General features: G+C 45.0%; 19 protein-coding genes and 1 pseudogene. 6 read left to right on the top strand and 14 right to left on the bottom strand.

Translation table 11 applies throughout. The features are described from left to right. Positions 1-2: 2 nt before the first annotated feature. Positions 3-335 (bottom strand): PadR family transcriptional regulator, encoded by a 333-nt coding sequence (locus tag K7P01_RS17655; RefSeq protein WP_267295441.1) that lies wholly within the window; start codon positions 333-335, stop codon positions 3-5. A 620-nt stretch (positions 336-955) separates the two neighbouring features. On the opposite strand from K7P01_RS17655, the gene K7P01_RS17650 reads away from it, so the two are divergent. Further along, complete coding sequence (locus K7P01_RS17650; RefSeq protein ID WP_267295439.1) at positions 956-2,215, top strand: helix-turn-helix domain-containing protein; 1,260 nt, start codon at positions 956-958, stop codon at positions 2,213-2,215. A gap of 236 nt (positions 2,216-2,451) precedes the next feature. On the opposite strand, the gene K7P01_RS32165 is transcribed toward K7P01_RS17650, so the two are convergent. Then, entirely contained in the window at positions 2,452-2,568 is a 117-nt protein-coding gene (locus K7P01_RS32165) for an IS66 family transposase (protein WP_397311119.1), read from the bottom strand. 8 nt (positions 2,569-2,576) lie between these two features. Beyond that, positions 2,577-2,804, bottom strand: a pseudogene (gene tnpA / locus K7P01_RS32160) (IS66 family insertion sequence element accessory protein TnpA); the annotation flags it as partial. A 403-nt stretch (positions 2,805-3,207) separates the two neighbouring features. Here tnpA and K7P01_RS17645 point away from each other — a divergent pair. The 3 genes from K7P01_RS17645 to K7P01_RS17635 all read left to right on the top strand — a co-directional run bounded on the left by K7P01_RS17645 (position 3,208) and on the right by K7P01_RS17635 (position 7,115). Continuing rightward, positions 3,208-5,616, top strand: coding sequence for a TonB-dependent receptor (locus K7P01_RS17645; protein WP_267295437.1), 2,409 nt, complete (start codon positions 3,208-3,210; stop codon positions 5,614-5,616). Positions 5,617-5,620: 4 nt separating this feature from the next. Further along, positions 5,621-6,457 carry a DUF4249 domain-containing protein gene (locus tag K7P01_RS17640; RefSeq protein WP_267295435.1) on the top strand — a complete coding sequence of 279 codons (837 nt, stop codon included), beginning with the start codon at positions 5,621-5,623 and terminating at the stop codon, positions 6,455-6,457. 61 nt (positions 6,458-6,518) lie between these two features. Continuing rightward, complete coding sequence (locus K7P01_RS17635) at positions 6,519-7,115, top strand: phosphatase PAP2 family protein (RefSeq protein WP_267295433.1); 597 nt, start codon at positions 6,519-6,521, stop codon at positions 7,113-7,115. 216 nt (positions 7,116-7,331) lie between these two features. Here K7P01_RS17635 and K7P01_RS17630 read toward each other — a convergent pair whose 3' ends face one another. Further along, positions 7,332-9,821 (bottom strand): ABC transporter permease, encoded by a 2,490-nt coding sequence (locus K7P01_RS17630; protein WP_267295431.1) that lies wholly within the window; start codon positions 9,819-9,821, stop codon positions 7,332-7,334. 290 nt (positions 9,822-10,111) lie between these two features. Here K7P01_RS17630 and K7P01_RS17625 point away from each other — a divergent pair, with 290 nt between their 5' ends. Further along, entirely contained in the window at positions 10,112-11,089 is a 978-nt protein-coding gene (locus K7P01_RS17625; RefSeq protein WP_267295429.1) for a phosphatase PAP2 family protein, read from the top strand. A 391-nt stretch (positions 11,090-11,480) separates the two neighbouring features. Further along, positions 11,481-11,744: an ester cyclase gene (locus K7P01_RS17620; RefSeq protein WP_267295427.1), complete on the top strand. Its 264-nt coding sequence runs from the start codon at positions 11,481-11,483 to the stop codon at positions 11,742-11,744. Between the two features lie 43 nt (positions 11,745-11,787). On the opposite strand, the gene K7P01_RS17615 is transcribed toward K7P01_RS17620, so the two are convergent. The 10 genes from K7P01_RS17615 to K7P01_RS17570 all read right to left on the bottom strand — a co-directional run bounded on the left by K7P01_RS17615 (position 11,788) and on the right by K7P01_RS17570 (position 22,040). Further along, entirely contained in the window at positions 11,788-12,501 is a 714-nt protein-coding gene (locus K7P01_RS17615; RefSeq protein WP_267295425.1) for a DUF1266 domain-containing protein, read from the bottom strand. A gap of 6 nt (positions 12,502-12,507) precedes the next feature. Further along, positions 12,508-13,206, bottom strand: a complete 699-nt coding sequence (locus K7P01_RS17610) for a hypothetical protein (protein ID WP_267295423.1) — start codon at positions 13,204-13,206, stop codon at positions 12,508-12,510. 115 nt (positions 13,207-13,321) lie between these two features. Next, entirely contained in the window at positions 13,322-14,254 is a 933-nt protein-coding gene (locus K7P01_RS17605) for a DUF1266 domain-containing protein (protein ID WP_267295421.1), read from the bottom strand. 55 nt (positions 14,255-14,309) lie between these two features. Next, complete coding sequence (locus K7P01_RS17600; protein ID WP_267295419.1) at positions 14,310-14,969, bottom strand: DUF1266 domain-containing protein; 660 nt, start codon at positions 14,967-14,969, stop codon at positions 14,310-14,312. A 27-nt stretch (positions 14,970-14,996) separates the two neighbouring features. Beyond that, positions 14,997-15,461, bottom strand: a complete 465-nt coding sequence (locus tag K7P01_RS17595) for a hypothetical protein (RefSeq protein ID WP_267295417.1) — start codon at positions 15,459-15,461, stop codon at positions 14,997-14,999. A 36-nt stretch (positions 15,462-15,497) separates the two neighbouring features. Next, entirely contained in the window at positions 15,498-16,064 is a 567-nt protein-coding gene (locus K7P01_RS17590; RefSeq protein WP_267295415.1) for a LemA family protein, read from the bottom strand. Positions 16,065-16,409: 345 nt separating this feature from the next. Then, positions 16,410-17,147, bottom strand: a complete 738-nt coding sequence (locus K7P01_RS17585) for a LytR/AlgR family response regulator transcription factor (protein ID WP_267295414.1) — start codon at positions 17,145-17,147, stop codon at positions 16,410-16,412. A gap of 13 nt (positions 17,148-17,160) precedes the next feature. Further along, the gene (locus K7P01_RS17580) at positions 17,161-19,074 is read right to left on the bottom strand and encodes a histidine kinase (RefSeq protein ID WP_267295412.1); all 1,914 of its coding nucleotides are present in this window, start codon (positions 19,072-19,074) and stop codon (positions 17,161-17,163) included. A 302-nt stretch (positions 19,075-19,376) separates the two neighbouring features. Continuing rightward, complete coding sequence (locus K7P01_RS17575) at positions 19,377-21,548, bottom strand: xanthine dehydrogenase family protein molybdopterin-binding subunit (RefSeq protein ID WP_267295410.1); 2,172 nt, start codon at positions 21,546-21,548, stop codon at positions 19,377-19,379. A gap of 6 nt (positions 21,549-21,554) precedes the next feature. Further along, a complete protein-coding gene (locus K7P01_RS17570; RefSeq protein WP_267295408.1) occupies positions 21,555-22,040 on the bottom strand; it encodes a (2Fe-2S)-binding protein in 486 nt (161 codons plus the stop codon). Positions 22,041-22,076 lie beyond the last annotated feature (36 nt).

Here is a 22,076-nt window from a genome sequence, read left to right as displayed (position 1 = left end):
CCTTATTTGAGTTTCAATACCAGCTTCGGCAGTGATTTCCAAAGCTCATCACGCGACTCTTTCGTGTACTCCAGCGCTTTCTTGCCGTAGGCTGTGATCTCAAAATAGAGCTTAGGTCTTCCCCGTCTGCTTTCAGATGGATCACCTTGCTTCGATGTTAAAAAGCCTTTAGACTCAAGCCTTCGTAGCGTTACCTGAAGCGCGCCAATGGTCACCTCGCGGTTAAGCCGCTGTTCGATCTCATCTTTTATTGTTACCCCGTACGCGTTGCCATACAGTATCCCTACCGTCAGAAGGACCACTTCTTCAAATTCACCAAGCTGAATTTTTTTCATTTAATACTATCAAGTAGTAGTAAAGGTAACAAGGAAAGCAATTAAAATCCTACATTGTAGTAATAATTTCCGCAAATCACTTGAGTGCGGAGAGGGATTGACACCAGGGGCCAGGGTTCGAACATCTTTCATCATTCCATACACTATTCAAATCAAAGATGAATCTTTCCCGCTAGAATTCAGAACAACCTATAATTAGATCATTCACTTAACCAAGTAACAAACTCTCAAATTTCTTTAGGGATGTTTAGAGATGTTGAGCTAATTTTTCGGCAATTCCTGTTACCATTTTGTTACTCGAGTCAGTAAACACGCTGACTATCAATGAGGGGCACATTTTATATCGGGAAACAGTCGATTACATCAATCTGACAATCAATTAGTTATGTTGAGTGTTTACTTTTCCGCCCAACCTATAAACCTGGCTTTTTGAAGATGATTATCAATAACTTAGCATCCTCGCTCCCACAAATCCGTTACTTTTTGTTACTCAAAACCTAAACATCCCTAAAGCGAGTAGGGAAATTTAAAAACCATTGAAAAACCATGTAGCAATAGGGGTACGTAGCAATTGAGTTGTCTTAAAAACAGACACAATTTCACGCTAATTGCTAATTGTCATGTTTCAATTTTCTAAAAGACTTTTATCCGTTTTGGTTTTAACAATGTCTATTACAATTTCTCTAAATGCCCAGTCGATCACCCAGGCTGTAAGAGGAAAAGTTGTCGACCGGGAATCAAATGTCGATTTTAGTTTTTTTTCGAATTATTTTAGCCAGTTAGGAGAAAGTGTTCCGTTTTCTATGTTAGAAATAATTCAAATAATCGCCCTCATTCAGGGCTGCTTTCTTTTAAGCGTTCTGTTCGTTAAACAAGAAAGTTACAAGCGGGTAAATTTCTTACTACTTCTAGGGTCAATTATTGCTTTGCTTTTGAACATTGTCGGAGATGATGATTTTAACCTGTTTTTCTCTAATGCTAATTGGTATTTTTTCCAATCTCCATTAATCATTACACTGTTCTTTTTACTGATAAAGTATCACAATTCTAAACAGAGTAAATTTCAACTTAGAGATCTTCTTTATTTTATTCCGTATTTGTTTTTTGTTATTCTTCAAATCGTAGAAGACGTTAACGGATTAGGTAAGAACATATGGTTAATAATAGGAGAAGTTCTGGCAGGCGTAACGCTATTAGTTTATTTAGGCTATACCATCTATGATATCATTAAAAACAAAAAGGAAAGGTGGATGCTGTTATTTATATTGCCTTATGCTTTACTGCAGTTAATAGACGAATTTTCATTTATTATAACAAAAAGCTATGATAATTTCCCTTTTCTAGAAAGTTATGGGATTATCGGATTATCAGCAATACTTCTCTACATGATTTTATTTAAGCTTGTTGTATCACCAACATCTATACTACCAAAGGCTGATACTAAGGCTTATAAAACTTCAAGCCTTAGTAAATCCAAAGCAGATGTATATAAAATGGAGTTTTTAAGACTCATGAATAAAGAGAAGCTTTTTACTAATAGCAATATAACGGTTAACCAAGTAGCTCAAAAGATGGGTATTCCAAGACAGCACTTATCTGAAGTCTTGAATGTGTACTTAAAATCAAATTTTCAGGATTACATGAACAAGTACAGGGCTGAAGAATTTGTAGAATGTCTCAAGGATGGCAAGTTCAACAATTATTCTATTATGGGCATTGCCAACGAAGTTGGTTTCAAATCTAAATCCTCTTTCAACACTACTTTTAAAAAAATATACGGGGTTACCCCCAGTGAGTTTAAAAAGACATTGCCTTCAATAGACATGACAAATCCGCTTTCAGAAAACCTCTTAGAAATTAAAGAAGCCTCCACTTTCTGATGAATATCGGATTATTTTCTTAAAAACAATTCCCAAATATTGATATCATGGCAGTATTTATGTAAACACCCTCGCAAGTGGGGTGTCAATTTTTGTGGGGTAACAGGTGTTCGATATTGTTTACGTTTCTGCTGGGGAGTTCTTCCAGTACACGCGTGAGCTAAGCCATCGGCTCCACGCAATTCGCTTTACAGGTGGCCATCAGGGAGTATATCATCGCCATTCGTTGGGCAGACTCATGTGTGCCAGCGAACATAAAAATTCTTCTGACCGAGTGCAATCGGTCTGATTTCATTCTCGATTTTGTTGTTGTCGATTTCCAGGCGATCGTCAGGGTCAACTCCTTCCCGCACTTCAGGGAGTATGCACGCGCCTTGCCTATCGGAGACTTGGGCGTTACTTTTGGATACTCTTCTTCTATCCGCTGGAATGTCTCAACACGTTTACACCAATAGTCAAACGTCTGATAGGGAATGTCCCAATCGCAGCAAAATGCCTTCTTGCTGAGTCCTGAGTTTTCCACGCGTTGACGGACGTTTCCATTTAATCTTGTGTGTACTTCATGTGTTTGTTTCTTACCAAACAACATATAAACGATCCGCCTGTGACGATGTAGATAGCCGGGTGTTTACGTATTTATGAGGCTATTCGGAATCGATAGCCTCAAATAGTATTACCCAACCTGCAACGGTTTTTTTTTGGATTACCATGGTTTTTAAGCCTAAACTAAAAAATCCTCACAACTCTAAAAACGATAAAAAGCCACAAATTTCACAGTTGGCGTCGTTCCAAGTGCGAGAGGCGCATTTAGAACCTTTGAAACTATACAATCAATAGAATTTGATAATCTAATAATCAGCGTGTTGCAATCATTCTAATAACAAACAGGTACTGAAATCAGATTCAAAACCTACTTCATTTTAACCGCTATGGATGCAAGTCTAATTTTACCCCGGTTGACTGAAAACCCTAATTAAAATTTCTAGTAGTGTATGACAAAAACGAAGCAATTAAAACCCTTTAGGTCAAGAAAAACACGGGCCTTATTTGTGATGATGATGTTATGTCCGGTATTCCTTTTTGCACAAACAAAATACACAATTAGTGGTGTAGTTAAGGATATTGCCAACGGTGAAACAATCTTGGGGGCAACTGTCGTTTTAAAAGGCACCTCCATTGGAAACACGACCAACCAATATGGTTTTTATTCTATCACAGCGCCCGAAGGTAATTACACCTTAACCATTTCCTACATAGGATTTACAACGTTTGAAAGGGCTATCAACCTTAGCTCTAATCAAAAGCTCGACATTGAGATTCAAGAGGATGCCGCTAAATTGGATGAAGTCGTCATCACAGCTGAAGAATCAAAGGAAGTTGACCTTCAGACACCACAAATGAGTATGGCAAAACTCTCAACCAACGAGATCAAACAGATACCTGTTGTTTTGGGTGAAGTAGATTTGATCAAGTCCATTCAATTGCTGCCAGGAGTTGCCAACGCCGGCGAAGGTTCATCGGGCTTCAACGTACGCGGTGGTGCGGAAGACCAAAACCTAATCCTTCTGGATGAAGCGATTATTTACAACGCCTCGCATTTGTTTGGTTTCTTCTCGGTATTTAATGCTGATGCCATTAAGGATGTTAAACTCTATAAAGGAGGCATTCCTGCACGTTTTGGAGGGCGAGCTTCTTCGGTACTGGATATACGTCAAAAAGACGGAAATAGTAAAGAATTTGAACTCACCGGTGGTATTGGTGCTATTTCCAGTCGTTTGGCGGTGGAAGCGCCAATGTTTAAAGACAAAGGTTCGTTTCTAATGGCTGGTAGAGCTTCTTATGCAAATATATTTTTAGCCTTGGCCAACGAAAGCAGTAGGGCCGGATTTTACGATTTGAATCTGAAAACAAATTATGAAATTGACGAAAAGAACAAGCTGTATCTATCTGGCTATCTAGGCAATGATAACTTTAACCTGGCAGGGCTTTTCACTAATTCATACGGAAACCTATCAGGAAACTTGCGATGGAATCATATTTTTAGTAACAAGTTATTCTCCAATGCATCCTTAATATACAGTCGATATAATTACAACCTGGAAATTCCCATCGAAGGAATTGATTGGACCTCAGATATCGGCAATTATAATATGCGCTATGACTTAGGGTATTACGCAAGCGATAAATTAACATTTGATTTTGGCGTGTCTGGTATTTATTACAACTTTAATCCAGGCAAACTCAACCCTTTAGATGCAAATTCGGGTGTAAATCCAGAGAAACTAGACAACAAATTTGCTTTGGAAGCCGGAGTATATGCAGGTTTAGAACATAAAATTTCTGATAAGCTCACCACTCAATACGGCTTGCGTTTTAGTTACTTTAATCGATTAGGGAAGCAAACCTTAAACAACTACGCCAATAATTTACCAGTAGTTTACAACGAAGAATTAGGCATTTATGAGCGTGCCGACCCTATTTCCAATACCAATTACGGCAAGGGAAAAAGCATAGCTACATTCAATAATTTAGAACCTCGGGTTGCACTTTCATATCAGCTTAACGAGAAGTCTTCGTTTAAAGCAAGCTATAACCGAATCGCCCAATACCTGCATTTAATTTCCAACACCACATCGGCCACGCCATTAGATGTTTGGGCACCAAGCGGAAAGTTTATTGAGCCCCAAATTGCAGACCAGTATGCTGTAGGTTACTTCAGAAATTTCAGTGAAAATATGTTTTCCATTGAAGCCGAAGCCTATTACAAAACAATCGACAATAGGGTAGATTATATCAACGGCGCAGAACTTATAGCACAAAACACCATTGAAACCGAAATTTTAACCAGTGAAGCCCGTGCATATGGATTAGAATTTTTATTGCGAAAAAACGAAGGCGATTTTACAGGTTGGCTGGCATATACGTGGTCAAAATCGCAACAGCACACACCCGGCGGAGCTGCAGGCGGATTAGGCATTAACAATGGGAAATGGTATAACTCTAACTGGGACAGAACCCACGACTTTTCGCTTACTGGAAGCTACAGACTCAACGAAAAATGGCGATTTGGGGCTAATATGGTATTCCAAACAGGACGACCTGTTACCTATCCTAATGGACAGTTTATATACAACGGATTATCCATAGCGACTTATTCTGAAAGGAACGCACACCGATTGCCAGCCTACCACAGGCTAGACCTTTCTGCAACCTTAACACCTCGAAAAAATGAAAATAGAAAATGGCAAGGCGAATGGGTCTTTGGTATATACAACGCTTATAACCGAAGAAATGCAGCCTCTATTTCTTTTGGTCAAAATCAAACGACAGGTGTAACTGAAGCCACTCGTACTGCCATATTTGGCATTGTCCCTTCAGTAACATACAACTTCAAATTCTAAAACAGTGAAAAATATAAATATATACAACAAACTAGGGGTACTCCTTGTAATAACTGGATTATTAAGCTCGTGTACCGATGTCATAGATGTTAATGTCCCAAACGGCGGCACACGATTGGTGGTTGATGCGTCCATTAAATGGCAAAAAGGTACTTTGGGAGAAACACAGACCATCAATCTAAGAGAATCAACTGCTTTTTTTGATAACAATCCAGATGTCCCTGTTACGGGTGCTTTAGTAACAGTAACCAAAGAAAACGACGCGTCAATATTTGTGTTTGCCGACCAGAATAATGGTAGTTACACAGCAACAGATTTTGTTCCTGAATTAAACGCATCGTACACGTTGAAAATCCTTTACAACGGCAACTCCTATACAGCAACCGAAACCTTAATTGCAGCACCTGTTATTAATCGAGTTGAGCAAACCATTGAAGGTTCTGATGGTGACACCGAAATCCAGCTTCAAGTATTTTTTGACGACCCCGGAGATGTTGAAAATTATTATTTAGGCGAATTTACTCCGTCTAATTTACCACTGCCGTCTCTTGCAGTTATTAGCGATGAATTTACAGATGGCAACGAAAATTATATTGAGAACGATAATGAAGACTATGTGGCTGGAGTAACTGTAGGTATTAATGTGTACGGTATTTCACAACGATATTATGACTATTTAAACATATTGATTCAACAATCTGGAAGTGATGAAGGAGGGCCTTTTCCAACTATCCCTGTACCGCTAAAAGGAAACTGTACTAATGTCAGTGATTCTAACGAAGAAGTATTGGGATATTTTAGGTTAGGTGAATTCGACACTACATCATTTACGATTAATTAGCAATAGGATATGGAATCCACATTCCCAAATAGCGAGATCGATCTGCTAGTAAACCAATCCTGTGCTATCCAACATCCCAATTTTACAGAGACGTATGTACGGTTTTAGAGCTCTAGTTGCGCTTTTATTTTTGAGTTCGTTGCTAACGTATGGGCAGGCGCAGCCTCTAACGTCATCTCAAAAGACCCATAAGATTGCAGGAGATTTTTTGCTTGGTGCAATGCCAGCTTTGGCTTTGAGTTCTACGTTCATTTGGAAAGATGGTCAAAAAGGAACGTATCAATTTTCCAAAGCCCTGGCTGGCACTATTGCATTAACGTCCGGTTTAAAACTAGCCATAAACAAAGAGCGGCCGAATGGTGAAAACAACAATAGTTTTCCATCTGGTCATACTTCTGTTGCATTTGCCAGTGCTGCATTTGTGCAAAAAAGATACGGTTGGGAATTTGGCATTCCTGCCTACCTCCTGGCAGGATATGTTGGATATACAAGAATCGAAGCAAACAAGCACGATTTCGTGGATGTGCTAGTGGGGGCTGCAATAGGTGTTGGAATGAGTTATTTGTTCACCAAACGGTATGATGAGAGAAAGAAGTTAGGAATTTCTTCAGGCTTTATTGAAAACACCCCTACACTAGATTTAACCTACAAATTTTAATGCCTGCTAAGAAAGATTACTTAAAAAAGCTGTTATGGAGAAACATTCTGAATTGGTCATAATGATTCCGACATACAATGAGTAAAAGAGAATGCCTCTAAGAACAGTTGCTCAGCTTATTAAGAATACACAGTGTCCGAAATCATTTGGTCGTTCACCGAATTTACGGAGCGACCCAACCAAAAAGAAAAGCTACTGTCAAGAACAGCCATGCGACTATTCGTAGCGCAGGCTGTTGGACGGGTTGGTGAGTGCGGCTTTGAGGGTTTGGATGCTGACGGTGAGCAGGGCTAGCACCACGGCCGCTATCGCGGCTAGCGCATAGACCAGCACATTCATATCGACGTGGTAGGCGAAGGAGCTCAGCCATTGGCTCATGACATACCACGCCACGGGCCAGGCAATGAGACTCGCTATCAGCATCAGTGTGATGATCTCTTTCGATAACAGCCCCAGGATATTGGGCACGGATGCCCCCAGCACTTTACGGATGCCGATTTCCTTGATGCGTTGCAGGGTGTTGAAGGTGGCGAGGCCGAACAACCCCAAGCAGGCTATGAAGATGGCCATGCCGGAGAAGAGGGTAAAGAGCTGGCTCTGTTTCTGATCGTCATCATAGAGCCGGCGATAGCGATCGCTGAGGACCTGGTATTCGAAAGGATGCAGGGGGAGAAAAGCTTTCCATTTCTTTTCCAGGTCGGCTATGCCTTGCTGGAAGTGGGCGCCGTCGATGTTGACGGAAAGGTTCCGGTTGCTTTCGTCGCCGAGGAAGAACACCATGGGCAAAATCTCCTGGTGGAGGGATTCGAAATTGAAATCTTTGACGATGCCGATGAGCTTTCCTTTCTTATCGCCGTATTTGAAATCCTTTCCGATTCCTTCGTCTGGAGATTTCCAGCCGACTCTGCGGGCGGCGGTTTCATTGATGACAAAGGCGGGGGAGTCGTCTGAATGGTCTGAAGCGATGGCGTGTGAGAAAGAACGGCCGGCGAGGAGCGGAATGCCGTACGTGGAGAAGAACTCGTAGTCTACAGCCAACGACTTGGGCACTACACCGGTGTCGACCAGGCTGTCGCCTTTCGTGACAGACACACCTCCCCACCAGTCGAGCAGCCTGCTGGTGGGGAGGCGTGAGGAGCGGCCGATGTTGCGTATGGCGGGAGAGCGTGTGACCTCGTTGTAGAAGGCATCGTAGTTTCCATCCAACTCCGGGTAGCCGCGCAGGGTGATGATCTGGTCTTTGTCATAACCGATGTCGCGTGTGTTGAGATAGCCCAACTGTTGGGAGGTGACGGCGGTGGCGATGAGGAGGACGATGGAGATGGCGAACTGAGTGACGACAAGCGCGCGGCGTATTCCTCCTTTTCCATTTACGAAACCTTCCTGGCCTTTGAGCACGGCGGCGGGTCTGAAGGCGGCAATGATGAATGCGGGATAGGCGCCGGCGAGAATACCGACGATGCAAGCGAACACGACCATGCCCGCGAACACAGGCCAGTGACTGGTGACGCCCAGACTGATGGACTTGTTGGTGAAACTGTTCATCCAGGGCAATGCCGCGGTGACGAGGCTTACGGCCAATACGAGGGCGAACAGTGCGATGAGCACGGACTCACTGAGGTACTGGCTGATGAGCTGGCTTTTGAGCGCGCCGGCTACTTTACGCATACCTACTTCCTTGGCGCGTTTGGTGGCGCGGGCGGTGGAGAGGTTGATGAAATTGAAACAAGCGATAAGGACGATGAACAAGCCGATGACACTCATCATGTAGACATTGTTGATGTTGCCGTTCACCTCGATCTCATCGTCGAGGTGCGAGTGGAGGTGGATATCCGCCACGGACTGTACGTGGAGCCTGTTGGTTTTGGAAGCCACCCAGTCCTGCAACGCGCCCCAGTGGGCGCGGGCATAGTTGCCCAGATGCTTGTCGATAAAGGCCGGCATGGCGGCTTCAAGTTTTTGAGGATCGGCCCCGGGCTCGAGGAGGATGTACGTGTCGAAAGCATTGTCACCATAGCTCTCGAGTTGGTCGCGGCCGAGAATGGTGCTATCGTTCAGTGTGCTGAAGGCCACGAGGAAGTCGGGGTGCCAGTGTGACTGTGCCGGGAAATCTTTATAGACGCCGGCTACTTCCAGGTCATAGTTGTCGGTGGCCGCCATCTTCAGGGCCGCTATGGCTTTGAGGCGTTTGCCGACAACGTCAGTGCTGGAGAAATATTTTTGTGCGGTTTTCTCCGAAAGCATAACGGTGAAGGGACGTTCCAGGTCTTTGACAGGATTGCCACTGACGACAGGGATGTCGAATATCTTGAAAACGTCGGGCTCTACCAGGAAAACGTTTTCCTCATGGGCGGTCCGGGTGCGTTCGCCGTTTTCTTCCACGGCCATATCGAAGTCTACTAACGACAGGGTACGGGTCATGGCCTCGATCTGGCCGAAGTCGTTTTTAAGGGTGGGACCGAACGCAGGGGCAATGGCGGAGAATTGGCCATTAACGACACCCTCGTTGTCCAGGAACTCGCGGGTTACGCGGTAGGTACGGTCTATTTTGGAATGATAACGGTCGTAGCTCTTCTCGTCAGCGATGAATAAGTAGATGAGCAGTGCGGCGGCCATGGCAAGGGCGAGACCGGCGATGTTGATGAAGGCGGTGAGTTTGTTCCGGAAGATAGAGCGGAGGGCGATTTTGATGTAGTTCTTGATCATATAAAAAAATTCAAGATTCAAGGATCACTGATGGCCAGGTGATTGAAATCCTGGACCGTGGACTACCAAATTCAGGCCAAAATAAAAGGCGTTTTTTGGAGTAAAAGTGCCTTTCGTTGTCAGTGTGCTGTGCGGGATCGGTCGCGGAAGTTCGAAACCGGACTAATCGTTTGCTCCCCTAAACATCCCTAAGTGAGTAACAAATTTTAAACCATTGAAAAATCATGTAACAGTAGGGGTACGCAGCAATTGAGTTGTCTTAAAACAAACTCAATTTCACGCTAATCGTCATGTTTCTATTTCTTAAAAGACTTTTATCTGTTCTCGCTCTAACTATGTTTATTACAATTTCTCTAAAGGCCCAGTCGATCACACTGGCTTCAAGAGGAAAAATTGGCGACCGGGAATCAAATACATTGCCAAGAGCAAACGCTGTGGTAATTGAACCTGACCCAACTATTGATAATGAAAAGGCTGTTATCAGTGCTCGGACATTTACCGTGGAAAAAACCAAACAGTATGATGGCATATTTAATAATCCCGCCAGTATGGTTTCCAGCTATGCGCTAGATGATGGTCCTACGTTTCAAAAGAATCTTTTTATTAAAAACATCTCACTAAAGTCAGTTGCATTTCGACGGGCACTTATTGCACCCGTACTATTTACCGCAGCAGGATTATCCACTTTAGCCGATGACAATGATGATAATTATGAGGTTCAGGAAGAAAGAAATAAATATATACCCAATTTCCGCCATCGTGCGGATGACTATTTACAACATGCTCCTATTATGATTGTGTACGGCCTAAATTGGCTTGGTGTAAAAGGTAAAAATGATTTTGCTAATCGTACCGCCATTTTAATTAAGTCTGAGATGATGGTAGGGATTCTAACATTTTCTTTGAAACGAATAACAGCAGTACCCAGACCTGATACTAGAGAATTAACATCTTTCCCTTCGGGACACACCGCGCAGGCATTTGCAGCCGCAACTTTTATGGCCAGAGAGTATGGTCATAAAAACATATGGTATAGTATCGGAGCCTATTCAGTGGCTACCGGAGTAGGTGCAATGCGCGTTATGAATAACAGGCATTGGATTTCTGATGTCATGGTAGGAGCGGGTATTGGCATACTATCCACAAATCTGGCGTACCTTACCCACCAGTACCGTTGGGGAAATAAAAATAAAGGTAATCAAACCACTGTAATGCCTTCTTATGACGGGCAAACCGGAATGGTTAACATTATCCATCGAATTAATTAGCCACCCCAATCAACGCTATACAGATTTTTTGGAACAATATCCTAAACTTGCATCGCGACTACCCAACACTCAAATAGCTTCCTGCCTTGGCATTACGCCCGAATTCCTAAGCAAAATACGCGGTGAAAAATCATCGAAATAGAATTTACCCTTAAACTACCTTAAGGGTGTTTCTTAACCTTGTTTATTGGCTGACACGGCAGCTGCACATCATCTTTGCATTGTAAATCAAACACGAAATATGAAATGGAAGCTCATAAAGATTTTTCAAACAATTTATTCAGTTCATTAATAGTGCTGATGAGAATTTAGCACAACAACTCATCAGCCCTGTGGCAAAGTTTCATGTGCCTGGTCAACCTGAACTACTTCAAGGCCCCTAGGATATCTCATGATTATCTCTATGATGCGTAGTGGGTTTCCAGACATTCAATGGACACTTGAGGATCTGATAACAGAAGGCGACAAAGTGGCTACGCGATTCACTATGAGGGGAACGCACAACGGTGAGTTTTTAGGTGTTCCCGCCACCGGAAAAGTAATTGCAGTTCAGGCCATAAACTTTTATCTTCTTGTGAATGAACAAATAATAGAGGAATATGGACAACCAGATATGCTTGGATTACTGCGACAAATAGGTGCCATTCCTATTTGAATAAAAGAACAGCATTGCTGAGGGAAACTAATTCTTTATTTTATTAAATATTAAGTTTATTATGAAGTGGACTTTTAACGTTTTTTAATAAGTCATCTGCAATTTGCATCATCCCATCATTATTTGCACCACCCCATACGGCTCTTCCAAAAATGTAGCTTGTGGTGTATTCCTGCCAGGTGTTACAATACTTTTTTAACCCGGCATACGATTTAGCTAAATATTCTTGTAGCTGACTTTCTGAAAGATAACCCAGTTCATAGCAACAGCGTGCCAGAAATACGCTTCGTCCATAATTCCAACCACTGTCTTTTATCCTTCTTAGCTGAGCGAAATTAGTGATGCGACTTTGCTCAATAAGGTCAGGAACTACAGTATTTAACTTTCTAAACAGGCCTAAGTAATAGTCAAATTCGCCTTCCTTATTGAATAAGTTTGATTTCAAAATGTCGACATAGTTTTCCCTATCCTCAAAGGCCCTAAAAACCACATCTATATTTTCATCCTGATTTCTGGTGTGCAAACTTTGAAGAATTTCAATCGCATCCGTTTGATTATATATCTCCCAGTAGGTTTCAACTAAATGACGAACATCTTGTTTGTTTAAGCCAGTTTCATAAGAATTCAAATATGCCGATTGTTGTTCGGCATACATGGAGCCAATGAGTAAATGATCTAATAAATCTCCTTTTAATGCATTGATTTTATTTAGTCTTATACTTTTAAATGAGTTTAGAATTTTTGAAAGAAAGCCCATCTCGATCTAAGCTATTTTTAAACCAGGAAATTTGTTTTGTAAAATGGCCAGAAATTTCTCGCCCACTACCTGATATTTCGCTCTTCTTTCTAATTGCTTTTTCAGGTTCAACATATCAGTCGGGTCATTTATATAATTAATCCTGTCGTGAATTTCAAGTGATAACGGGCTACCATCCATATCAAAAGTAATGATATGTATCTTTGGTAAATACTCTTCAGAAGATTTTGAATAAGCTCCCAATTGCGACTTCAACATACCACCATATTGAAGCTGGGCTTTTTCTATTCTGAAATTATCAAACACAATCGTCTCATCCAGTTCGCCTACGGTATTTGTGCTAAAGAAATACAAATCATTTCCGCTCAACACCCAAAAACAATCGGTCTCTATCCTTATAAGTTTTACACCAACGGCTGATAAGGCTACATTTTTGATACCATCGGTTACCATCTCCTGAACTTTGTTAGCTGTAGACTGAGGCACGGATGCAGAGGTAAACGCATCAATACTTTTCCCTTTCATCCATTGCTTTAATTGTGGAAAATCGGTGGCTAACAGCTCTTGCTTGTATTGGTCGTATTTTGTGCGCTCAAGGTCTAAATCAATCTCTGATTTTGCAGCACTGTGTTTTTTATTCATGTAGACCATAAAAATAACACCTGCAATTACTGCTACTACCAGAATTAAAAATAAAAGATTCATAAACTTTTGTTTAACTATTAATTTGCTTTAAAATGTTTTTGATCTTCTGTACTTACTAAAAAAAGTCATCAAATAAATAAGCGGTATATAATAATGGCAATAGTCTCGCGTGGTGTTACTTCCAGCTGATCTTCGTCCAGAGGCTTTTCGGATGCTGCAATAGAACACCGTGCTGCGCTATCCGTTCGTCGAGGTCGTCACCTTCGCCGCTCCACATCGCGAACCCTGTCACATAGCCCTCCGATAATGACCTCCAGGAATCATAGGTGCTGTACAGCTTTTGTGCAAACTTCTGGATCTTTTGCAACGCTTCGTCGCGTGTTAGATACTCTACGTCGAAGCCAAACCGGCACAGGTTAATGGCGCGGGTGAGATCCCAGGCGGTGACATCAGGAGTTTTTGCCTTGGCAAAAACTCCGTGGCTGAGCAGGCCGGGATACCCTTCCAGGATGTGGGTAGCATAGGTCATGAGGCGCTCAGGCTCGATGTTGGTGTCGGCCATGGCCTGCAGCTCAAGACTTTTGATACCGGCGCGCCATTCGGCCTTTGGCAGCGTACTGAGCTTGGTCCAGATGATATCGAAATATGCCTTGTGGCCATTCTTGTCCAGCCAGTCGAGCGTTCCCAGTAGATCTTCGCGCGAGCTTATGCTCCAGGCATTTTCCAGGCCTTCAAGAATATCTTCGACAGGGCGATAGGTAGAGAGCGTGTTGAGGTATTGGGTATGCGCGTATGCGATGTTTGCTCCGCAGAGCACAGCCTTGAGTTCGGCAGGCGCAAGATCAGAGTCTTCTTTTATCTCGGGACTGTCGTCGAACATATTCAGCATGTCGCCGGCAGGAGCCTGACCGCCCGCCATACCCATCAGATTCTGCAGGAAGGGGTTGCCGCCCATGGCCTGATTGACCTGGTCCTGAATGTTTTGCTGCATGCCCATGGCGTTGTTCATATAGGAAAGCATCTGGTTCGGGTCGATGCCCATCGCAGCCCATTGCTTTTTCATCTCTTCCATCATCGGGTTGATCGGTTCTTCTTTCTCTTCAGCCATGGTAATGTTGTTTTTATCAAATGTGAGCGGTTCATGTTACGTGGCCTGCCTTGACTTAGTTCAGTGGGATGAGTTGATAAATATTGTGGTCTCCCTGCGTAATGGTTACGGACAATGTATTGAATGCGGTTTTGTCTGCAGAGGGGGTTGCATCCCATTTATCGCGGCCGGTAGCGAAGTCGGCGAAGTACTCGTTCCATGTTTTGTATTCTTTCTGGGCTATTGGGAGGAGGTCTCGCAGTATCTGTTTGGCTTCAGCGTCGGTGAAGTGGCTGGCGCAATAGCCGAGGCACACGACGTTTACAATGCGGGCGTAGTCCCACGATTTGGTGAAGCTGCTTTCGAGGGTGTGTCCTTTGAGGTCGCCGATCAGTTTGATGAGGTCTTCTTTACCGTTTACACTCCAGTCGTTTTCAAGCGTTCGTTTTGCGCCAGCGCCATCATCGCGTTTGAAGGGCAGGATGAAAATCTCGGTGTATGCTTTATGTAGTTCTTCGGGGCTGGTGCCATACTGTGCCACATATTCGTCGGTTTCTTTCTTGCCGCCGTAGCCTTGCACGAAGTAAATGCCGCCGAGCATAAATGACTTCAGTTCATCGTCTTTAATTGTTTCCGCGCCGCCGTTGCTGCTGCCGCCGCATCCAATAAGGAAGATAGAGATGCAGCATAGGATGGCGATTGAAAGAATGGAGCGTGTTGCGAATTTTGTGATCATGTATAGATGGTTACAGTAAAAAGACTACTATTTAAGCGGGCTGGTTTTGTTCTGACCTTTCCAGAGTGTGCTGATGCCTACGTTGAGTGTTTGCTCTGTTACGGGGTAGCTGCTGCGCAGCACATCGGTTACGTCTGCATAAAAATCTTTGCCGTCGCCATAGATGATCCTGATGGCGAGGCTACCGATCAGGCCTGTTTGTCGGGACAGGACAGTAAGCCACGGGCTGACCGAAGATTCATCGAATCTGAAAGTGGTCATACCGTCCGTGTGAACGGGCGTCACCATGGTTCGGTGGTAGGCATTCTTCGCGATGAATACTCTGTTTTCACCCACGCCTTTGAGAGTGCTTTGCAGCATATTCTTTCCTTTGAGTTCGAGCTTCACCTTATACTTCGCGCCCAGTTTTTCCGCATACTGCTTGTGCAGTTCTTCAACCTGAACAGTACCTGCTACTGTATAGGCGGTGACATTCCAATCAAGGACTCCCATAGTTTTTATGTTTATAAGTTGTTTATGAATGACTGATTAAGATTTTCGAAAGAGGTCCTGCGCATCCACGTTTTGCCGTTGCGCCTCGCTGGCGTACTGCCAATGATAGGGCTTGAAGCCGAATACCTTGGCGGCGATGTTCCACGGAAACACCACCGTACTCGTATTGTAATCGGTAATAGACGCGCTCAGGAGGCGTCTTCCCGCGGCGATCTGCTCCTCGCATTCCTGGAAGCTGTATTGCAGTTTGGTAAACTGACTTCCTGCCTTCAGTTCAGGGTAGTTCTCTGCTTGAATCATGATCTGTCGCAGGATAGAGCTACCTTCTTCAGGCCTCAGATACGGATTGCCGGCGTGTGTGGCGGCGGGTTGCCTGAGCTCGGTGATCTTCTCCAGGGTCTCACGTTCAAACACCATATATTGTTTGACGGAGGCGATGAGGTTTGGCAACAGGTCTGCACGCTGGATGAACAGGCCGTCGACAGACGAGATGGCGTTTTGGATTTGCGCGCGCTTTCTGGAGAGGCTATTGAATAAGGTGATCCCATAGACCATCAACACGACAGGCGTTCCGATCAGGGCGATGTAAAGTATGTAATGCATGCCGGCTATTTTTTTTCCAGAGAGTGTGGTTGAGTTTCAGTGTGTCGATCATCGTCAGCTGCTCGGTGAGCTCCTGGTAGATACGTTCGAGCAATGTGACTTAGGACGATCTGCTTTACTTCCTGGCGTGTCATGTCCAATGGATTTTGTTCTCTCGCAGCAGTTTTTTGTACTTCCGATGCAATTGTGAAGTAAAAGTAGGGGACAGAATGAGATCAAATGCAGGAGATTGATATCCGCGGGGGGTGGGTTGATATTCGCGGGGTGCGACGGGATATGCGCTGAGAAAAGGGAGTCATTTTGTCTCCTCCCCTTCTCACATTCTGCTACTTTCTGTTCGCGCTTCTAGGCCAGTCTTTCGATGTAGTCTATAACGATGGATTTTTTACGACCCGAGACAGGGATTTTGTGGGTGTTTGTGAGGAGGAGCTCGCCTTCTTTGTAATAGCGGCTGATGTAGTTGACGTTTACCATGTAGGATTGGTGGCAGCGAATGAAGGTGTCTTCGGGGAGAAGGGCTTCATATTCCTTCAGAACTTTGGACATGATGATCTTGCTGCTGTCCCGGAGGTGGAAGGTCGTGTATCCTTTGTCGCTTTGGCAGTAGACGATGTCTTCCATGGCGACGATCTGGATGAAGTCGAAGTTTTTGAGGACGATTCTCCGTGGCGTATCTTTTTTCTGGTAGTGGCTATCGGTGATTTCCAGTTGTTGTTTTGTAAAACGATAGGCTTCTATTTTTTTGTAGCATCTGTCTATCGTGTTGTTAAAGGCGGCAGTGTCGACCGGCTTCAGTAAATACGCGAATGCCCCGAGGTTAAGGGCATCGATGGCGTACTGGTTGTAGGCGGTGATAAAGATAATGTGGGCGTCTGTTTTTATGGTATTGAAGAGGGTGAAGCAGGTACCGTCTTTCAGCTCGATGTCGGCCAGGATGAGGTCGGGTTTCAGCTGCAGGATCTCTTTCTGTGCTGTGGCTATCTCGGCGGCATAGCCCACTACCTGCAGATAGGGTATATCCCCTGCCAGCGACAGGATGTATTCGCGGATATTTACTTCGTCTTCGAGAATATAAACTTTCATGGCGTTGGGGTTATCAGACCGCAGGCACAGGTATGGAGATGTTCACTTCAGTTCCTTTTCCACCCCATGCCGCATTGGGCTGTGTTTCAAACCAGGCTTTCCGGTGGGTCGCGTTAAACAGGATATCGAGGCGCTCCTGGGTGATGATCCGCGATAGCGATGTCTTCCCGGAAAGCGTCTTCCCGGGTTCTTCGATGCCCACACCGTTGTCGCCGATACCGATGTGTAATTGCTGCGCCTCCATGCGGAAGGAAATCTGTAGCTGGCCTTTATAGCTAATGTTCTTGAAGCCGTGTTCGATGGCGTTTTCCACGAAGGGTTGAAGGAGCATGGGCGGGATCATGATGGCTTCGGGGTCGAGGTCCTGAACATCAATGCGGTAGTCGAACATATTGGCAAAGCGCATCTGTTGCAGCTCAATGTAGTTCTTCAGGGATGTGATCTCATCCTCCAAGGAGATCATCTCATGGCGGTTCAGCTCCAGGATATTACGCATCAACTGTGAGAACGATACCAGGTAGGCGTTGGCCTCCTGTTTTTTCCCACCGCCGATAAGTCCCTGCAAGTTAGCGATCGCGTTGTAGATGAAGTGGGGGTTGAGCTGCATCTGCCTGGTTTTCTGCTCGAGTGCCATGCGTTTGTTCTCCAGCAAAAGATTTTCATTCTTCTCGGTTAGCAGGCGGCGGCGATATATGTTGTACGTAAACAACAGCCCGATGAGGAGCAGCAGGCCTGCGGCAGCAAAGATCCACCGTTGCTGGGTGATGATCTTTTCGTTCAGGGCATTGGTAGTCTGCAGAGAGGCTATGGCCTGGTCCTTCTTTTCCGTTTCGTAGCGCGTGTGGATCTGTTCTATTTTCGTAGCCTGAATGGCTTCGGTGTTGCGGGCATATATCTGCAATACGGAGTCGAGGGCAATGTGTGCATTCCGACAATCTCCCATGCTCCAGTATGTTTCATTGAGTCCGCCATAAACTCCTAAGAGGTCGGCCGTGGGAACATTTTCTTTTGCCCATCGTATTGCTTCCCTGAAATAATGAATTGCCGAGTCGGGCTCATTATTATCCAGTACCATTTTGGCCATGTTGTTGAACGCGACAATATCGAGAAGGCCCTTCCGTTTCAAATACTGAAAATATTTTCGATAGCCATCGACGGCCTCGGTGTAGTGGCCGGTGAGTACTTGCAGCTGCGATTCACCCTCGTAGGTGCGCATGAGTGTGAGGCTGTCGTTGATCAGCAATGCCAGCTTACGACAGCTGTCGAGGTGCACACGCATGGCCTTGGTGTCTGTATCTCTCACCGCGAGTATAAACAGGAGGGCGTGATAGCGCTGCCTGACGGTAATCTGGTCTTTGAACGGATGGTTTTTGTAGTAAAGGTGAGTGTACGCTGCCGCCTTTTCACCGTTCTGGTTTCTGTAGTAGAATCTGGCAAGGAGATCATACAACTTGTAGGTGAATGGGTTGTTCGTTTTTTCAGCATTCGCGATCAAGTGCAGGGTGGTAGCCATGAGCTCCGAATCGGCAATGACGGCTTCGTTCGTTGTACTGGACAGAATGGCATATTCCTTTAGTATGAAGAGCGCCGAACGCTCATCCAGCTTCATGTTCCGGTAGTAGATCAATGCACTGTCGGGCCTGCTCTCGAGTTGTTGGATATAGCCCTGAAGGTAGTTGTAGTACGGATTGGTCGCGTATTCCGCTGAGTCGAATTCTTCCAGCATCAAGCGGATCTGTTCTAAACGCTTTGGCGTGGGTAGTGTGTCTATCGCCAGGAAAGCCTGTATGTAGTCGTGTTCAGACACAACACGATCATGTACGGGCGCATTTTTCTCGTCCAGATTATGGCAGGAGAAAAGACTAATCGTCAGTAGGAATCCGATAGCCGGGGCGACGAGGTATGCTCTGGCGACGAGGTGCTTCATGCAGGAATTCGTTCAAACACGCCAATATACGATATCTGGGCTATCCGAAGTTACCAGTCCCCGTTGAATGCCGATGATCGGCGCTAGGCAAGAACATCCGGTTGTTAAAAATCCTTTCAGGTCTATTGCAAAGTGCTCTTTATCAGGAGGATTATAGGAACCAAGGGAATACTCGCCTTACAATCCCTGCTTCGCCACTAAACGCGACATTGGGCCTGAATAGAGCACGACAATAGACCATATCCACGTGGGATGCCGCCTCAAAATAGATGTCTGCAAATTGCCAACGATTTTGATTTCCGTCACGCCGTGAGGTTGGTGATGTCGATAGGTAAATTGCGCTTACGGATACCCGTAGTAGCAAAGATAGCATTACCCAACGCGGGAGCAACCGGTGGAAGCCCGGCCTCTCCCACGCCCCCCGGGGCTTCCGCATTTTCGATGATGTACACCTCAATCTTTGGTGTTTCATTTATTCTGAGAATGGGATAGTTGTTGTAGTTGTTTTGCGCGCAAACCCCCTTATTGAAAACAATCCCCGGCTTGATCGCAGCCGTGATGCCCATGATGATGTTGCCTTCTGTCTGTGCTTTTACCGTGTCGGCATTTACATAGATTCCACAGTCGATAACAGAAACTACACTGTCAAGCTTTACGCCGTTACCTGATTTTGTGGCCGTGATGCAGCATGCCACGATCGTTCCAAAAGCACGGGTGATTGCAATGCCCCGACCTGATCCTTGTGGAAGTTTCTGATGGTAGTTCGTTTTTTCGGCAAGAGTGGCAAGTACTTTTCTGAACCGTTCGTCTTCAAGAATATCAAGGCGTGCCTGCAGCGGATCCTTTCCTGCAAGGTGCGCAAGCTCATCGATGAAACATTCCTGCCCCCAGCCTATGTTTGATGCATTGACCGATCTCCACCACATAATAGGAATGACAGTTTTAACATTCGTCCAACTGACCTTATGAGCTTCGGTGAAGATATATTTGTTATTGTTCGGGCTCGACTCCTCTCCTATCCATGGATCGGCTTTATCGTCAGCAAGTCCTTTGAATACCTGTCCCAGGATCGACTCTCCGATCATATGATGATGGAAACCTTTGATCTTTCCATCCTCTACAAAACCTTGCATGTGACTGAGCAATGCAGGGCGGTAAGGACCTTGACGAATATCATCGTCACGTGTCCAGATCACTTTTACGGGGATCTTAAGTTTGTTTGAAAGAAAACACGCTTCCTTTATAAAATCCATGTAGGCTTTCCTTCCAAATGATCCACCCATTAATGCCACATGAATTTTCACTTTTTCAGTTGAGATGTTCAGATAGCGGGCGATCTCTTCCAGTGTTTCACCCGGCCCCTGAAGCGGTGCCCAGATTTCTACTGAGCCATCTTCTTTCACATGGGCTGTTGCTGTTTCCGGTTCGATAGGGACGTGCGACAAGAACGGAGTTTCATATGTCAGATCCAGCTTCGATTGTGATGTTTCGAACTTACTTTGGAAATCGTTGAACTCCTCGAAACGAATACCATCTTTCTTTGCAGCCGTGTAACACCGACTCATGTATTCTTTGTTATCGAGTGTTGTATCAAGTCCATTTTTATCCCAGGCAACTTTCAATGCGGACCTTCCTTTGCTTGCCGCCCACCAGTTGGAGGCAATCACGGCCACTGAATCCGTGGTGGTATAGATCATGGTGCGTTCGCATGGAATCGTCTTGATCACGCCGGGAATTTTTATCACTTCGGAATCATCGATGGATACAAGTTTACCGAATATCATCGGGCTATGTAATATGGCGGCGTAGACCATTCCGGGAACATCGATATCGAGTCCATACACTGCTTTCCCTGTCACGCGATCATCCAAATCGAAACGCTTGGCCGGTTTGCCTAAAATTTTGAATTCGTTTTTTTGTTTGAGCACGGGCTCTTGCGGAACACTGAGTTTTGATGCCGCCTCAACCAGTTCACCGTAGGTAAAACTCTGACCGTTATCTTTCCGAAATACTTTAGCGTTTTCCGCATAACATTGAGTTGGCGCTATGCTCCACTTCCCGGAGGCTGCTTCGATAAGCATTTCCTTTGTCGCTGCGCCCGCTTTACGAAGCGGAAGCCATAGTCTTCGGATTGAGCTGCTGTTTCCGGAAGTCTGCGCGCCGTACTTACTTTTACCATCACTCTGGATGATCGTGACGTTCTCCATATCCACCTCAAGTTCTTCGGCAATCATCGCCGGCACTGACTGAATTGTTCCTTGCCCCATGCACGGACGTGGGTTTATAATAGTAATCGTGTTGTCCGCGCCAATCAGGATAAAAGGATTTATTTCTACCGGAAGAGCCGCAGCGTTGTCGGACGAAAGGTTGAGAAGATTTGCCTTCGCATCAAGTCCGATCAATAGGCCGAGTGTTGCAAGACCTGACGTCTTAATGAAATCTCGGCGATTTGTTTTGGGGGATTCTGCCAGCATACCTGATTATTTATCTCTTGTCACTACTTCAGCCTCCATTTTTGCAGCCCGATAAATGGCCTGCCTGATGCGTTCATAGGTTCCGCACCTGCAAAGATTTCCCGCCATGGCAGTATCGATGTCCTTGTCTATTGGATTCGGCTTTTTTCTCAGCAGCGCCACGGCGGACATGATCTGTCCGGATTGACAATAACCACATTGAGGAACTTGCAATTCCAGCCAGGCTTGCTGCACGTTGTGGAGAACTTGTTCTCCTATCCCTTCTATCGTGGTGATCTGCGCTGTTGCCGGGACCGTGGAAATTTTTAACTGGCAGGAACGCACGGGGTTTCCGTTCAAGTGAATAGTGCAGGCACCGCATGAGGCGATCCCGCAACCAAACTTGGTACCTTTTAGTCCCACATAGTCTCTCAGCACCCACACCAGGGGAACATCGGAATCCGCCTCAATGCGGTGTTGCTTCTTGTTTATCGTCAGGATGTACTTGGGCATAGCGATAATTTTAAGCCAATAGATAAGCTCAAAACT

Source organism: Parachryseolinea silvisoli (assembly GCF_021190955.1).
GTDB lineage: Bacteria > Bacteroidota > Bacteroidia > Cytophagales > Cyclobacteriaceae > Ohtaekwangia > Ohtaekwangia silvisoli.
This window is presented reverse-complemented; position numbering and strand designations above follow the sequence as displayed.